Source organism: Actinomadura sp. NPDC048032 (assembly GCF_040653175.1).
GTDB classification, from domain to species: Bacteria; Actinomycetota; Actinomycetes; order Streptosporangiales; family Streptosporangiaceae; genus Spirillospora; species Spirillospora verrucosospora.
In genome coordinates, this window is sequence record NZ_JBEZJP010000178.1 from 1 (window position 1) to 14,588 (window position 14,588).

At 74.6% G+C, this 14,588-nt stretch carries 15 protein-coding genes, 1 pseudogene and 1 riboswitch; of the genes and pseudogenes, 12 read left to right on the forward strand and 4 right to left on the reverse strand.

What is annotated here, in order from left to right:
* From AB0C69_RS22635 to AB0C69_RS22660, 6 genes are all read left to right on the forward strand, one after another.
* On the forward strand, positions 1-2,129 hold a 2,129-nt coding region (locus AB0C69_RS22635), incomplete at its 5' end, for an MMPL family transporter (RefSeq protein ID WP_360356565.1).
* Positions 2,130-2,133: 4 nt separating this feature from the next.
* Positions 2,134-2,511 carry a BlaI/MecI/CopY family transcriptional regulator gene (locus AB0C69_RS22640; RefSeq protein WP_345182956.1) on the forward strand — a complete coding sequence of 126 codons (378 nt, stop codon included), beginning with the start codon at positions 2,134-2,136 and terminating at the stop codon, positions 2,509-2,511.
* A 4-nt stretch (positions 2,512-2,515) separates the two neighbouring features.
* A complete protein-coding gene (locus tag AB0C69_RS22645) occupies positions 2,516-3,451 on the forward strand; it encodes a M56 family metallopeptidase (protein ID WP_360356568.1) in 936 nt (311 codons plus the stop codon).
* A gap of 105 nt (positions 3,452-3,556) precedes the next feature.
* Positions 3,557-3,701, forward strand: a riboswitch (cyclic di-AMP (ydaO/yuaA leader).
* Positions 3,702-3,704: 3 nt separating this feature from the next.
* Complete coding sequence (locus tag AB0C69_RS22650; protein WP_345182958.1) at positions 3,705-4,763, forward strand: NlpC/P60 family protein; 1,059 nt, start codon at positions 3,705-3,707, stop codon at positions 4,761-4,763.
* A 61-nt stretch (positions 4,764-4,824) separates the two neighbouring features.
* Complete coding sequence (locus AB0C69_RS22655; RefSeq protein WP_360356571.1) at positions 4,825-5,316, forward strand: DUF6153 family protein; 492 nt, start codon at positions 4,825-4,827, stop codon at positions 5,314-5,316.
* 75 nt (positions 5,317-5,391) lie between these two features.
* Positions 5,392-6,009, forward strand: a complete 618-nt coding sequence (locus tag AB0C69_RS22660) for a DUF305 domain-containing protein (RefSeq protein ID WP_360356574.1) — start codon at positions 5,392-5,394, stop codon at positions 6,007-6,009.
* A 64-nt stretch (positions 6,010-6,073) separates the two neighbouring features.
* Here AB0C69_RS22660 and AB0C69_RS22665 read toward each other — a convergent pair whose 3' ends face one another.
* Both AB0C69_RS22665 and AB0C69_RS22670 read right to left on the reverse strand, forming a co-directional pair.
* On the reverse strand, positions 6,074-6,712 hold the full coding sequence (locus tag AB0C69_RS22665) for a response regulator transcription factor (protein WP_345182966.1): 639 nt from the start codon (positions 6,710-6,712) through the stop codon (positions 6,074-6,076).
* Positions 6,709-7,914, reverse strand: a complete 1,206-nt coding sequence (locus AB0C69_RS22670) for a sensor histidine kinase (RefSeq protein ID WP_360356577.1) — start codon at positions 7,912-7,914, stop codon at positions 6,709-6,711. Before AB0C69_RS22670 ends, AB0C69_RS22665 begins: the two co-directional genes overlap by 4 nt.
* Before the next feature lie 169 nt (positions 7,915-8,083).
* Between AB0C69_RS22670 and AB0C69_RS22675 the strand changes: the two genes are divergently transcribed.
* Together AB0C69_RS22675 and AB0C69_RS22680 are read left to right on the forward strand one after the other, a co-directional pair.
* A complete protein-coding gene (locus AB0C69_RS22675; protein ID WP_360356580.1) occupies positions 8,084-9,139 on the forward strand; it encodes an FtsX-like permease family protein in 1,056 nt (351 codons plus the stop codon).
* Positions 9,136-9,831, forward strand: a complete 696-nt coding sequence (locus AB0C69_RS22680; RefSeq protein ID WP_345182968.1) for an ABC transporter ATP-binding protein — start codon at positions 9,136-9,138, stop codon at positions 9,829-9,831. The genes AB0C69_RS22675 and AB0C69_RS22680 overlap by 4 nt, the downstream gene beginning before the upstream one ends.
* On the opposite strand, the gene AB0C69_RS22685 is transcribed toward AB0C69_RS22680, so the two are convergent.
* Positions 9,819-11,234 carry an NAD(P)/FAD-dependent oxidoreductase gene (locus AB0C69_RS22685; RefSeq protein ID WP_360356583.1) on the reverse strand — a complete coding sequence of 472 codons (1,416 nt, stop codon included), beginning with the start codon at positions 11,232-11,234 and terminating at the stop codon, positions 9,819-9,821. The genes AB0C69_RS22680 and AB0C69_RS22685 overlap by 13 nt on opposite strands.
* Before the next feature lie 175 nt (positions 11,235-11,409).
* On the opposite strand from AB0C69_RS22685, the gene AB0C69_RS22690 reads away from it, so the two are divergent.
* Genes AB0C69_RS22690 through AB0C69_RS22700 form a run of 3 tightly spaced genes read left to right on the forward strand, consistent with a single transcriptional unit; the run spans position 11,410 to position 13,585 of the window.
* On the forward strand, positions 11,410-12,330 hold the full coding sequence (locus AB0C69_RS22690; protein ID WP_360356586.1) for a cation diffusion facilitator family transporter: 921 nt from the start codon (positions 11,410-11,412) through the stop codon (positions 12,328-12,330).
* 5 nt (positions 12,331-12,335) lie between these two features.
* The gene (locus AB0C69_RS22695; protein ID WP_345182972.1) at positions 12,336-12,698 is read left to right on the forward strand and encodes a BlaI/MecI/CopY family transcriptional regulator; all 363 of its coding nucleotides are present in this window, start codon (positions 12,336-12,338) and stop codon (positions 12,696-12,698) included.
* On the forward strand, positions 12,695-13,585 hold the full coding sequence (locus AB0C69_RS22700; RefSeq protein ID WP_360356590.1) for a M56 family metallopeptidase: 891 nt from the start codon (positions 12,695-12,697) through the stop codon (positions 13,583-13,585). Before AB0C69_RS22695 ends, AB0C69_RS22700 begins: the two co-directional genes overlap by 4 nt.
* A 16-nt stretch (positions 13,586-13,601) precedes the next feature.
* Here AB0C69_RS22700 and AB0C69_RS22705 read toward each other — a convergent pair whose 3' ends face one another.
* Entirely contained in the window at positions 13,602-14,057 is a 456-nt protein-coding gene (locus tag AB0C69_RS22705; protein WP_360356593.1) for a TerB family tellurite resistance protein, read from the reverse strand.
* Positions 14,058-14,169: 112 nt separating this feature from the next.
* Here AB0C69_RS22705 and AB0C69_RS22710 point away from each other — a divergent pair.
* Positions 14,170-14,588 (forward strand): annotated as a pseudogene (locus AB0C69_RS22710) (hypothetical protein); the annotation flags it as partial.

Below are 14,588 nucleotides of genomic sequence, written 5' to 3' on the forward strand. Positions count from 1 at the left end.
ACCGGCGCCGCCGCCTGGTGCTCCTGGCCTGGCTCGTCGGCGTGGTCGCCGTGGCGTTCGCCGGCTTCGGCTTCGGCGCCGCGCCCGACAACGACTTCTCCGGCGGAGACTCCGGATCGGCCAAGGCGCAGAAGCTGATCGAGAGGCACTTCCCCGAGCGGCGGGGCGACACCCTGACCCTGGCGATCAAGGCGGACCGGGGGATCGACGACCCCGCCGCCCGGCGGCGGATCGAGAAGGTCGTCGCCGTCCTGGACGCCTCGCCCGTGACCGGGCCGGTGATCTCGCCCTACCAGGACCCGAACCTGGTGACGCGCGACCGCCGCATCGCCCGGACGACGATCCCGCTGACCGAGGAGGCGGCCAAGAAGACCGACGTCAAGCCCCTGGTGGAGGCGGTCAAGGACGCCTCCGGCGACGGCCTGCTCCTCGGGCTGGGCGGCGAGCGGGCGGAGAAGGCCGAGACGCCCCAGCAGGGCCCGGCCGAAGGCGTGGGCCTGCTGACCGCCGCGGTGATCCTGTTCATCTCCTTCGGGTCGCTGGTCGCGATGGGCCTGCCCATCGCTACGGCGCTGACGGCCATCCTCGGCGGAATGGCCCTGATCAAGCTGGTGGGGCACCTCGTCCCCGCGCCCGACTTCACCGTGCTCGTCGCCGTGCTGGTCGGCCTCGGCATCGGCATCGACTACGCGCTGTTCATCGTGACGCGCTACCGGGAGGCCCTGCGGGACGGGGACGACCCCGAAGGCGCCACGGCCACGGCCATCGCCACCGCCGGGCACGCCGTGCTGTTCGCCGGCACGACCGTGGTGATCGCGCTGCTCGGACTGGTCGTCATGGGGCAGCGGCTGATGACGGGCGTGGCCGTCGCCGCGTCGGTGACCGTGCTGGTCACGATGATCGCCGCGGTGACCCTGCTGCCCGCGCTCCTCGGCTTCACCGGCCGCCGGATCGACTCGCTGCGGCTGCCGCGCCGCGCGCCGCGCCCGCGCACCGGCGAGCGCCGTCCCCCCGCCGAACGCTGGGCCGGCGTGGTGCAGCGCAGGCCGCTGGTCGCGGCGGTCCTCGCCGGGACGGGCCTGCTCGTGCTCGCCGCCCCCGTGCTGTCGATGCGGCTGAGCCTGCCCGACGCCAGCGTCCAGCCGCACGACCGGAGCAGCCACACCTCGTACACGATCCTCTCCGAGGGCTTCGGGCCCGGCTACGGCGCGCCCTTGATCTTCGCCGCGCGGATCGGGTCCCCGGACGCCGATCTGCGCCCCGTCGTCGACGCGGTCGGCCGGACCGAGGGCATCGCCTCCGTCACGCCGGCCCGGATCAGCGAGGACGGGCGCGCGGCCACGTTCATGGCCTTCCCGAAGAGCGGCGCCCAGGACGAGGCCACCGCCGACCTGGTGCACCGGCTGCGCGACGACGTCCTGCCCGCGGCGCCCGGCGGCGCCGGCGTCCAGGTCGGCGGCCCGAACGCCGGCGCGATCGACATCGCCGAGGAGGTCGGCTCCCGCCTGCCCCTGATGATCGCGGTCGTCGTCGCGCTGTCGCTCGTGCTGCTGGTCGCGCTGGTCCGCTCGGTCACGATCGCGCTGCAGGCCGCGGTGATGAACCTGCTGTCGATCGGCGCGGCCTACGGCGTGCTGGTCGCGGTCGTCCAGTGGGGCTGGCTCGGGAAGGCCCTCGGCTTCCCCACCACCATGCCGATCACGACCTGGGTGCCGATGATGATGTTCCCGCTGCTGTTCGGCCTGTCCATGGACTACGAGGTCTTCCTGATCTCGCGGATCCGGGAGGAGTACGAGCGCACCGGCGACACCCGGACGGCCGTCACCCGGGGGCTGGCGCGCACCGCCAAGGTCATCACCGCCGCGGCCGCCATCATGATCGCCGTCTTCTCGACGTCCCTGCTCGGCCCCGACGTGTCGGTCAAGCAGATCGGCCTCGGCATGGCCGTCGCCGTGCTCGTCGACGCCACCGTCGTCCGGATGGTCCTCGTCCCCGCGGTGATGGAGCTGTGCGGCAGGGCCAACTGGTGGATGCCGGGCCGCCGGGAACCCGCCCACGCTGGAGGAACCCCGCTCCAGGAGGCCGGCCCCCAGGAGACGTCCGGCACAATGGGGGCGGTACGGAGGTGACCGCGTGTCCGCACTCGGAGGATCGCTCGAACGCTCCATCATGGACGTGCTCTGGGCGGCGCCCCGCCCGCTGCGGGTCCGTGAGCTGCTGGCCGAGCTGAACGAGGACGCGGACAGGGCACTGGCCTACAACACCGTGCAGACCGTGGCCGAACGCCTGGCGCAGAAGGGCCTCCTCCGGCGTACGCAGGAGGGCACGGCCTTCCGCTACAGCCCCACGCGGCCGCGGGAGGAGTACGCGGTCGAGCTGATGCTGGACGCCCTGAGCGAGGCCTCCGACCACGGCGCCATCCTGGCGAGGTTCGCCGAGAGCGTCCCGCCGGAGGACGCCCGGCACCTCCTGGACGCCCTGCGGCGGCGGACCGCCGGCGAGGACGCGTGATCCCGTGATCCCGCTCGTGGCCGGGCTCGTCGTCTCGGTGGTCCTGCTGGGATGCGCCGCGGGGCCCGTTCTGGACCTCCTCAGGCGCTCCGCCGTCGGCCCGGGGACGGCCATCGCCTGCTGGACGGCCGCCCTCGCGGGGACGTTCATCGCCGCGGCGGGGATCGCGGCGGCGGGGCTGCTCGCGCCGCCGGGTCCGGGGCACGGACTGCTGTCCCGGCTGCGCGACTGCCTGCCCCATCACGGCCGTCTCGCCACCGCCGCCGCGGCCGTCGCGACCGCCGTCCTCGCCGCGGCCTGCGCCGCCGTGCTCGCCCGCGGCCTGCCGAGGCTCGGCCGGGCCGTGCGCCACCGCCGGCGGCACCGGGAGATGCTGCGGCTGGTCGCCCGGGAGGACCGCCGCCATCCGGACGTCCTCGTCCTCGACCACCCCGTGCCCGTGGCGTACTCGCTGCCGTCCCGGCACCGCGCGATCGTGGTCAGCACCGGGGCCCAGCGAGCGCTCAGCGCCGAGGAGCTCGGGGCCGTCCTGGCGCACGAGCGCGCGCATCTGCGCCAGCGCCACCATGTCTTCCTGCTGGCCCTGGACCTGGTCCACGCCATGCTGCCGTGGCTGCCGACCGTCCGGCGCGCGAAGGCGCGGCTGCCGCTGCTGCTGGAGATGGCCGCGGACGACGCCGCGGTCCGCGTCCACGGCAGGAAGCCGCTGGTCGACGCGTTGTGCCGGCTCTCGGCGGCGCCCGCCGGCGCGGGGGCGCTCGGCGCGGCGGGCACGCCGGCCGCCGGTGCGCTGATGGAGCGGGTGCTGCGGCTGGAGGGCGCCCCGGCGAGGCCGCGGCGCGCCGTCCGGCTCGCGGCGGGCCTGTTCGCGGTGGCGGCGGTCGCCGCGCCGCTCCTGGCCGGGGCCGCGGCGGTCGTGGAGCTCGCCGCTGCCTGCTGAGGCGGAATGTGGCATTTGGGGAAATCTGCCGCTTCGGTGGCGAACCGACCGTAAACCTCCTACGCTCCGTAGGAGGTCACGGTCCGACGTCCCCGCCGGGGACGGCCGGCGACCGCGCCGAATCCCGCGGACGGCTCCGTCCGGGGAACCGGGGACCCGATCTTCAGGGGTGAGTCCGTCCCGCGGGACGGTAGGGCGACTCCGGCCCGAACCCGTCAGCTGACCCGGTAGGCGGTACAGGAGAGGACACCGCATGCAGCGACGAGCTGCCGGCCCCCGAACGACAGCCCGCCGCAGGATCCGCACCCGCCGGCTCGGCGACGTCACGGCATGGACGGCCGCCCTCGCGCTGTCCGCCGGGCTTCTCGCGCCCGCGCCCGCCCACGCCGAGCCGAAGCCGACGCGCAAGCAACTGACCGCGCAGCAGGAGAAGCTCGCCGACGAGGCCGAGAAGCTCAGCGAGCAGTACAACGGCCTGCGCGAACGCCTCAAGCAGGCCGAGCACGCCGCGAAGCTCGCCAAGAGCAGCGCCCTGCGCCAGCAGAAGGCGCTGGACGAAGCGCGCGAACGCATGGCGAAGATCGCCGCGGACAGCTACAAGAACGGCCCGGCGGACCCGGCCATCACGTTCGCCTCGTCGTCCGACCCGCAGGCCGTCCTGGACCAGTCGGCCACCCTCAACTACTTCGCCAAGCAGAACGACGTCCGCATCACCCAGATGCTCCAGGTGATGCAGGGCGCCGACCGGTCCCGCAAGGCCGCCGAGCAGCGCGCCGCCCAGGTGCGCGCGCTCACCGGCGAGGCGAGGAAGAAGCGCCGGGAACTCCAGATCAAGCTCAAGAAGGTCGAGAAGCAACTCGGCACCTTCAGGACCGCGGGCACGGGTCCCGCCTCCATCCCCAACCTCAACTCCGGCGGGGCCTCGGCCAAGGCCATGACGGCCGTCCGGGCCGCCCTCGCCCAGCAGGGCGTGCCCTACTCCTGGGGCGGCGGCAACGCGTCCGGCCCGAGCTACGGCACCGCGCAGGGCGCCAACATCAAGGGCTTCGACTGCTCCGGCCTGACCCTGTACGCCTACGCGCAGGTCGGCATCACGCTCGGCCACTACACCGGCAGCCAGTACAACGCCGGGACCCACGTGAGCATGAGCCAGCTCAAGCCCGGCGACCTGGTGTTCTTCCACAGCGACCTGCACCACATGGGCATGTACATCGGCAACGGCAACATGGTTCACGCGCCGCAGACCGGCGACGTCGTCAAGATCGCCCCCATCGCCGGCCGCCCGTTCGCGGGCGGGGTCCGTGTCGCCTGACCCCTCGAAGCGGTGACCCGCCGGTGACCGCCGATCACTCTTCGCTACCCTGGTCCGCGAGATGAGCACGCACGTCGGCGCCCTCCCCGCACGGGACGGCGCGCACGCGGGACGGCCGGTGGGACGGCCGAGGCGCTCCGTGCGCCCGGACGTCCTCCGGCTGGCGTCCGGCCTGCTCGTGCTCCTCGGGCTGCTGGCGATGCACGGCTTCCAGTCCACGGCGAGCCCGGCGGAGATGGGCGGCGTTCCGCTGACGTCCATGGCCTCCGGGCACGCCGCCCCCGCCGCCGAAGCGATGGCGGGGCACCCTCCGCCCCGGGGCGACCGGCCCGGCGGCCATCACTCCGACCGCCACCCCGACCACCCCGGCGGCCAGGTCTGCCTGGCCATGCTGACCCTGCTCGCGCTCGCCATCGTCGCGGCCCTCCTGGCGCTGCGTCTGCGGAGGTCGCCGCCGATGGCCGTGTCGCGGCCGCCGCGGGTGCGGATCCTCCTGGTCGGACGGCCGCCGCCGAGACCGTCCCTGCACAGGTTGAGCGTGCTGAGGCTGTGACAGGTCCAGCGGCGCCCGGAAACGGGCGCCGCCGCCGACCACCGATCACAGCACTCGACACGGAAGGCCCACACCATGAAGCGAGCGTTCGCGCTCATCACCGTCCCGGCCCTGGCGATCGCCCTGGCGGCGTGCGGCGACGGCGACGACGGCGGCTCGACGGGCCACTCGATGCCCGCCCACTCGGCACCTGCCGGCGGCGCGCAGGCCGGACCGCACAACGGCCAGGACGTCATGTTCGCGCAGATGATGATCCCGCATCACCGGCAGGCGATCGAGATGGCCGACCTCGCCGCCACCCGAGCCTCGTCGGCGGAGGTGAAGACCCTGGCCGCCGACATCAAGAAGGCGCAGGGACCGGAGATCCAGCAGCTCGGCGCGTGGCTGAAGACCTGGGGCGCCCCCGTCCCCTCGCCCGGCACGACCGGCATGGGCGGCATGCACCACGGCGGCATGGGCGGCATGGACGGCATGATGAGCGAGAAGGACATGAAGGAACTGGAGGCGGCCAAGGGCGCGGCGTTCGACAGGGCGTTCCTCACGATGATGATCCAGCATCACGAGGGCGCCGTGGCGATGGCCAAGGCCGAGCAGTCCTCCGGACAGTTCCCCCCGGCCAAGCAGATGGCGGCGACCATCATCTCCTCGCAGACCGCCGAGATCGCCAAGATGAGGTCCCTGCTGAAGCAGTGAGGACCGCCGGTCACGGAGGTGGGCGGCGCCATGGCCCCGCCCGCCTCCAGGTCGGTCCACGGGGTCAGGGTGGGCGGATCAGGCCGCGACGGGAGGCGGCGGCGACCGCGGCCGTGCGGGAGTCGACGCCGAGCTTGGCGTAGAGGTGCACCAGATGCGTCTTGATCGTGGTCTCGCTGAGGAACAGCCGCTTGCTGATCTGCCGGTTCGAGAGGCCCTCGGCGACCAGGCGCAGCACCTCCAGCTCGCGCGCGGTCGGCGTCGCGGTGGGCGAGCGCATCCGGCCGAGGAGGCGCGAGGCGACGCTCGGCGCGAGCGCGCTGTCCCCGGCGGCGGCCGACCGGATCGCGGTGAACAGCCGGTCGGGGGGCGCGTCCTTGAGCAGGTAGCCGGTGGCGCCGGCCTCGATGGCGGCGAGGATGTCGGAGTCGGTGTCGAACGTGGTCAGCACGAGGACGCGCGGCGCGCCCGCCCCCGCGGCGGTGATCTCGCGGGTGGCCTCGCTGCCGTGCATCCCGGCGCCGAGCTGCAGGTCCATCAGCACGACGTCGGGGCGGAGCCGGCGCGCCTCCTCGACGCCCTCCCGCCCCGTCGCCGCCTCCCCGACCAGCGCGAAGCCGGGCTGGTCGGCGAGCATGGCGCGGATCCCGGAGCGCACCACGGGATGGTCGTCCACCAGCAGGATGCGGATCGGCCCGCTCACCGCCGCTCCCCGCCGCCGGGCAGCGGCAGGGTCGCCACCACCGCCGTCCCCTCCCGCGGAGCCGACTCGACGGTGAGCGCGCCGCCCAGCGCCCGGGCGCGGTCGCGCATCGCCCGCAGCCCGTAGCCGGTGCCCGCCCCGCTCTCCGGCGGGCGCCCGCCGGCCGCCGCGGGATCGAAGCCGCGGCCGTCGTCGAAGACGTCCAGCACCACCATGTCGTCAAGATAGGTCAGGGTGACCCCGACGTTCTCCGCGCCGGAGTGGCCGGCGGCGTTGCCGAGAGCGCCCTGGGCGATGCGCAGCAGCGCGACCTCGTGGTCGACCGGGAGATCGGCGGGGGACCCGGAGACCTGGAAACGTATCCGGGCGGCCGACCGGGCGTCCGCCGACTCGGTGATCCGGCGCAGCGCGTCCGGCAGGGAGGACCGCTGCAGGGCGGGCGGGGCCAGCTCGCGCACGAAGTTGCGGGCCTCCTCCAGGTTCTCCGCGGCGGCCTGCTCGGCCTCCGCCAGCCGCCCCACCGCGGCGTCGCGGTCGCTGTCGAGGTCGCGGCGGGCGGCGCGCAGCAGCAGGATGATGCTGGACATCCCCTGGGCGAGCGTGTCGTGGATCTCCCGGGCCAGGCGCTCGCGCTCGGTGAGCCGCGCCGCGTCGGCCTCCGCGCGCAGCAGCCTCTCGCGGGTCCTGACCAGGTCCTCGATGAGCAGGCGGCGCTGCTCGCTCTCCCGGTAGAGCGCCCGGTAGGCCAGGGCCATGAGGGTGGCGACGGAGGCGCCGACGCTCGGGCCCAGCACCTCCGCCAGCGTGACCCCGCCGCCGTGCCAGGCCACGGCCCCGATCGCCGCGGCGGTCAGCAGCGCCACACCGGGCAGCGCGGCGGGCAGCGGCAGCAGGTGCAGGTAGAGGAAGAACAGCGGGAAGGCCAGCCAGACGAAGTCGGGGGAGGACAGGGCCAGCCCCGCCCAGGCCGCGGTGAGAAGCGCGAGCCACAGCCGTGCCGGGAGCGGGCGAGGGCGCCGTTCGTGCCGGGCCCAGACCACCCCGGCGGCGTAGAGGACCCCGAGGGCGAGGCCGCCCGCGGCGATTCCCGCCCGCGCGTCGTGCAGCGTGCGGACCAGGGCGATCGCGAGCAGCACCAGGAAGGTGCCGTGCACGGCCCAGCCGAGCAACCGCATCGCGGGCGAGAACAGATCGTTCGGCATTTCTCACTCACAGTAGGCGACGGGATGCCCGGGCCGCATCGATCGAATGGTTGATGTCCCGGTGTCCGGAAGAAGGCGCTCCGCCCGTCCCGCCGCACGATGCGCCGGGACGGGCCCGCGGCGCACGCTGGGAGGCGTCGGTTCGGATGATGACGGAACGGGGGCCCACGTGTTCGTGGCGCTGCGAGACCTGCGGTTCGCCAAGGGGCGGTTCGCGCTCATGGGGTCGGTCGTGCTGCTCATCACGCTGCTGGTGACCCTGCTGTCCGGCCTGACGGCCGGCCTGGCGCGCGACAGCGCCTCGGCCATCGAGGACCTCCCCGCCGACCATGTCGTGTTCGGCGGGGAGACCTCCTTCGCGGGGAGCCGGATCAGCGACGCGACGGCGCGGGCCTGGCAGGACGTCGCGGGGGTGCGGGCCGAGCCGCTCGGCGTCTCGATGGGCCGGATGACCTTCGGCCCGTCCGGGGCGCGCGGAGCACCGGCCGCGCTCTTCGGCGTCGCTCCCGGCGACCGGGCGCACCCGCCCGCGTCCGGGCAGATCGTGCTGTCGGCGGAACTGGCCGACAGCACCGGACTGGCGGCCGGCGACAGGGTCGACGTCCTCGGGCACCGGCTCACCGTGGCCGGGACGGGCGCCGCGTCGTCCTACAGCCACACGCCGGTCGCCTGGCTCGGGATCGAGGACTGGCGCGCCCTGGAGCCGTCGGGCGGCGGCCCTGCCGCGACCGTCCTGCTGCTGCGCGAGACGGGGCGTCCCGACCTGGACGCGGCCGACCGGCGGCTCGGCACCACCACGATCGCCCAGGGGGACGCGAAGTCCGCGATCCCGTCGTTCTCCTCCGAGAACGGGTCGCTGCAGCTCATGCGGGGGTTCCTGTTCGCGATCTCGGCCCTGGTCATCGGCGCGTTCTTCACGGTCTGGACGATCCAGCGCCGCGGCGACGTGGCCGTGCTGAAGGCGCTCGGCGCGAGCACCGGCTACCTGCTGCGCGACGCGCTCGCCCAGGCCGTGCTGGTCCTGCTGGCCGGGGCCGGGCTCGGCGGCGCCGTCGGCGGGCTGGCGGGCCTCGCGATCGGGGACGGCGTCCCGTTCGTGGTCTCGGCCGCCACCACCGTCCTGCCCGTCGCGGTGCTGGTCGTGCTCGGCGCGGCCGGCGCGGCGCTGGCCATCCGCAAGATCACCTCCGTCGATCCGCTGACCGCGCTGGGAGCCGCACGATGAGCCTGGCCCTCGCCGACGTCGTCCTGACCTATCCCGACGGCGACCGCACCCTGACCGCGCTCGACCGGGTGAGCCTGGCGGTCGGGCCCGGCGAGTTCGCCGCGGTCGTCGGCCCCTCCGGATCCGGCAAGTCGAGCCTGCTGGCCGTGGCCGCGACGCTCGTGTCCCCCGACTCCGGGACGGTGGCCGTGGCGGGCCGGGAGACCGCCGGGCTGCGCCCCGCCGAACGGACCCGGCTGCGCCGCGACCACATCGGCATCGTCTTCCAGCAGCCCAACCTGCCGGCCTCGCTGACGGCCCTCGACCAGCTGACGGTGATGGCGCACATGGCCGGCAGATCGCCGCGGCGGGCCGCCGGCCGGGCCCGCGACCTGCTGGCCGCCGTCGACCTCGCGGGCCTGGAGCACAAGCGGCCGCACCAGATGTCGGGCGGCGAGCGCCAGCGGGTCAACATCGCCCGCGCCCTGATGAACGGCCCGGAGGTGCTGCTCGTGGACGAGCCCACCAGCGCCCTGGACCACGTCCGCGGCGAGCAGGTCGTCGAGCTGCTCGACCGCCTCACCCGCGACCGGGGGCTGGCCACGGTCATGGTCACCCACGATCTGGCCAGGCTCGCCGCCGCCGACCGCGTGTACTCCATGACCGACGGCCGCCTGTCCGAGAGCGCCCCCGCCGCCGGTCAGCCGCGGTAGGTCTCCAGGAGGCGGAGCCAGACCTCGCTGATGGTGGGGTACGAGGGGACGGCGTGCCAGAGGCGGGAGAGGGGGACCTCGGCGGTGACCGCGATGGTGGCGGAGTGGAGCAGTTCGGCCACCCCCGCCCCGACGAAGGTGACGCCGAGGAGCGTCTCGCTGTCCAGGTCGATCAGCGCGCGGGCGCGGCCCTGGTAGCCGTCGGCGTACAGCGAGGCCCCGGAGACGTTGCCGAGCTCGTAGTCGACCGCCCGCACCCGGCGCCCCTCCCGGGTCGCCTCCTCCAGGGTGGGGCCGACGGCCGCGACCTCGGGGTCGGTGAAGACGACCTGCGGGACCGCCCGCTCGTCGGCGGTCGCGACGCTGCGCCCCCAGGCGGCGGTGTCGAGGGGGCGCCCGGCGGCGCGGTCGGCGATGACCGTGCCGAAGATCCTGCCCTGGTACTTGCCCTGGTGGGTCAGCAGCGCGCGGCCGTTGACGTCCCCGGCGGCGTACAGCCACTCGCCGGGCACGCCGACCGCCAGCCCGGTGGAGTCGACCTGGATCGGCCGGCCCGGGGTGAGCCCGACCGTGTCCAGCCCGAGGTCGTCGGTGGCGGGCGTGCGGCCGGTGGCGAACAGGACCTCGTCGGCGGTGACGGTGTCGCCGCCGTCCAGGGTGAGCGTGACCGGTCCGTCGCGGCGGACACCGGTGACCGACGTTCCGAAGCGCAGGTCGACGCCCGCCGCGCGCAGGCCCTCGGCCACGGCCTCGCCGGTGAACGGCTCCATGCGCGGCAGCAGGCGCGACCCGCGCACGAGCTGCACCACCTCACTGCCGAGCGCCCGCCAGGCGGTGGCCATCTCGCAGGCCACCACGCCGCCGCCGATCACGGCCAGCCGCGGCGGCACCCGCTCGGAGGACGTCGCCTCGCGGCTGGTCCAGGGGCGCGCCTCGGCCAGGCCCGGCAGGCCGGGCAGGGCCGCGCGGGTGCCGGTGCACACCGCGACGGCGTGGCGGGCGGTCAGGACCCGCCGCCCGCCGCCCGGGGTCTGCACCGCGACGCGCCTGGGCCCGTCCAGCCGCCCGCGGCCGCGCACCAGGACGAGCCCGGCCCCCTCCAGCCACTCGACCTGGCCGTCGTCCTTCCAGTGCGAGGTGAACTCGTCCCGGCGCCTGAGGACCGCTTCGGCGTCCAGCGGCCCGGTCACCGCCTGGCGGGCGCCGGCCAGCCGCCGCGCGTCCGCCAGCGCGGCGGCCGGGCGCAGCAGCGCCTTGCTGGGCATGCAGGCCCAGTACGAGCACTCCCCGCCCACCAGTTCACTCTCCACGACCGCCACGCTGAGCCCGCCGGCGTGCGCCCGCTCGGCCAGGTTCTCACCCGTCGGCCCGGCCCCCACCACCACGACATCGAACTCGTCCATGCCCCCAGCCCTTCCGATCGGCCGCAGTCTCGTCCACCCGGATCCTGCCGGACACCGCGGCGTACGGCAGGACTCCCCCTGCCGCCGTCAATGATCGCAAATCGGGGGACCGGTTCTCCCGGGCCTCCGCCTTTCTGCTACAAGTGTGGTTGCAGACCGCACGACAGGGGAGTCCGTGAGCGCCGAAGGCAGTACCAGGGCCGTCATCACCGCGCTGGCCGCGAACCTCGGGATCGCGGTCACCAAGTTCGTGGCGTTCGCGCTGACGGGCTCGTCGTCCATGCTGGCGGAGGCGATCCACTCGGTGGCCGACTCCAGCAACCAGGCGCTGCTGCTGATCGGCGGGAAGCGCGCGCAGCGGGACGCGACAGAGGAGCATCCGTTCGGGTACGGGCGCGAGCGCTACATCTACGCGTTCCTGGTGGCGATCGTCCTGTTCAGCCTGGGCGGGCTGTTCGCGCTGTACGAGGCATGGCACAAGATCAGCGATCCGCACCCGATCGAGGAGTGGCAGTGGGTGCCGATCGCCGTCCTGCTGGTGGCGATCGCGCTGGAGGGGGCGGCGCTGCGCACCGCGGTCCGGGAGTCGAACCGCAGCCGCGGACGGGCGGGCTGGGTGCAGTTCGTCCGCCGGTCCAAGTCGCCGGAGCTGCCGGTGATCCTGCTGGAGGACACCGGCGCGCTGGTCGGGCTGGTGTTCGCCCTCGCGGGCGTCGGCCTGACCCTGGCCACCGGCGACGGCGTCTGGGACGGGATCGGCACCGCCGCGATCGGCGTGCTGCTCGCGGCCATCGCGATCGTGCTGGCCACGGAGGTCAAGAGCCTGCTCGTCGGGGAGTCCGCGACGCCGGAGCACCTGCGGCTGATCAGGCGGGCGATCGTGGAGGGCAGCGACGTCCCCGCGGTGATCCACATGCGCACCATGCACCTCGGGCCGGACGAGCTGCTCGTGGCCGCGAAGATCGCCGTGGATCTGCGGGACGACGCGCGGGAGGTCGCCGACGCGATCAACGACGCCGAGGCCCGCATCCGCGCGGCGGTCCCGATCGCCCGTCTCGTCTATCTTGAGCCGGACGTGCTGCGTAAGGAGGGCTGAGGACGGTGACGCGCAGGCCGCTCGGACGTCTGGAGGCGGAGGTGCTCGCCGCGCTGGCCGGGCTCGGCGGGGCGGCCAGCACCGCCGAGCTGGTGGAGCGGCTGGACGGTGATCCCGCCTACACGACGGTGAACACCATCCTGCACCGGCTGCACGACAAGAAGCTGGTCACGCGCGCCCGGGCGGGCCGGCACTACCGGTACCGGCTCGCCGTCGACGAGTCCGAGCTGGTGGCGGGGCGCATGCGCGACCACCTGCGGCACGCCAGCGACCCGGGGAACGTGCTGAACCGGTTCGCGCGGTCGCTCAGCGCCGAGGAGGCGCGCAAGCTGCGCGAGTTCCTCGACCCTCCGGAGGCCGGCGGGTGAACTGGTTCACCTTCCTGCCCCTCGCCATCATGCTGACGCTGAGCGCCGCGCTGGCGAAGGCGCCGTCACGGCTCCATCCGTCCTGGTCGGCGCGGCTGCTCGCGACCACCGGCGCGCTGACCGCGGTGGCCGCGCTCGGCACCGGCTTCTTCGTGGCCGTCAACTACGCGGCGACGCTGGCCCCGTCCGCGGCGGCGCACGTCCCCGAGTGGGCGCTGTTCGGGGACGACCGGCCGGTCCCGGACGCGGTGGGGATCCCGGCGGCCGTGCTGTCGGCCGCCGGGCTGGCGGCCGCGGGCCGGGCCGCGGCCCGCCGGGCGGCCGTGGTCCGCGGCGCGCGGGCGGACGCCCGCGAGCCCCTCGACACCGACGTCCCGATCGCCGTCGCGGTCCCCGGCCGGCACGGCGGGGTCCTGGTCTCCCGGGGCCTGCTGCGCGACCTGACGTCCGAGGAGCTCCACGTCGTCTTCCAGCACGAGACGTCCCATCTCAGGCACGGGCACCACCGCTACCTCGCCGCCGGCGCGCTCGCCTCGGCCGTCCTGCCGCCGCTGCGGTCCCTGGCCGACCGGCTGCGGCTGGCGACCGAGCGCTGGGCGGACGAGGACGCCGCGGAGGCGACCGGCGACCGCGCCGCCGTCGCCCGGACGATCGCCAAGGTCGCCCTCGCGCAGCCGCGGGACCCGGGGCCGGTGAGCGCGTTCGCCGAGTCCGAGGTCGTCGAGCGCGTCGAGGCGCTGCTGGGCACGCCCCCGGCGAAGAACGCGGTCACCGGCCCGCTGCTGTTCATGGGCAACGGCGTCGTCACCGGATCGCTGACCGCCGCGACCCTCCAGCTCGACCAGATCCTCGGGACGGTCCTCGGGCCGGTGCTGGCGTTCCGGTGACGCGACGCGCCGCCGGTCAGAGCTCGAACTCGGCGGGGTCGAGGCCGACGGCGTAGCACGCCTCGCGGACGACGGCCTTCTCGGCGTCGTCGAAGTGCCCGTCCGCGCCGCCGATCACGATGCCGATCTGGATGACGGCGCGCGCCTCGGCGGGCTTCTTCTTCGTCTTGCCGATGTCCTGCAGGACCGAGACCTTCCCGAAGTCGAAGTCGGCGGTCAGCTTGGACACGTAGTCGTTGAACCGCCGCTGCAGATCGTCCGCGGGGAAGTTCTGCAGCACCTCGTTGGAGGCGATCAGGGACGCGGTCCGCTGCCGTTCGGACGGGTCCACGCTCCCGTCGGCCGCCGCGACCAGTGCGCACATCGCCATGCTCGCGTCACGGAACGCTCCGCTCTTCAGTTCGTTCTTCTTAGTGAGCAGCTGCGTCTGCATGCTCTGCGTGGAGTCGCGCAGCTTGTCCCAGAAAGGCATTGTCATCCTCCGCTCGTCGGCCGTCTCTCCCGACCCTAGCCGTCCTGCTACAAATGTAGTAGCAAGGCCGCCCTACGCGCTCGCCGCGGTCACCGCCGCGGTGGCGGCGGCGGTGACCGCGGACGTCCTGCTCGGCGGGCCCCTGCGGCACCTCGACGGCCGGGTGTTCGCCGACGGCCTGCCGGCGCGCAGTGGCGCCTGGCACCTGGGGTGGCGGACGGTCGTGAACGGCGGCCAGTACTGGCTCGTCGGCTCGTTCGCCGCGCTCGCGTCCCTCCTCGCCGCCCGGCGGCGGCGCAGCAAGGCGCTCCTGGTCAAGGCCGGGGTCTGGCTGGTGGCCAGCGAACTCCTGGTGCGCGGGTCGCAGATCGCTCTGGCCCGGACGCCGCCGCGGACCGGGCACGACGTCCTGTTCGCCGACGGCTTCCTGTCCTACCCGTCGGGGCACGCCGCCAACGCGGCCGCGTGCCTGCTGTTCGCGGCGGCGGTGACCGGCGCCTCCCGCGCCTGGACGGCCGCCGCCCACACCGC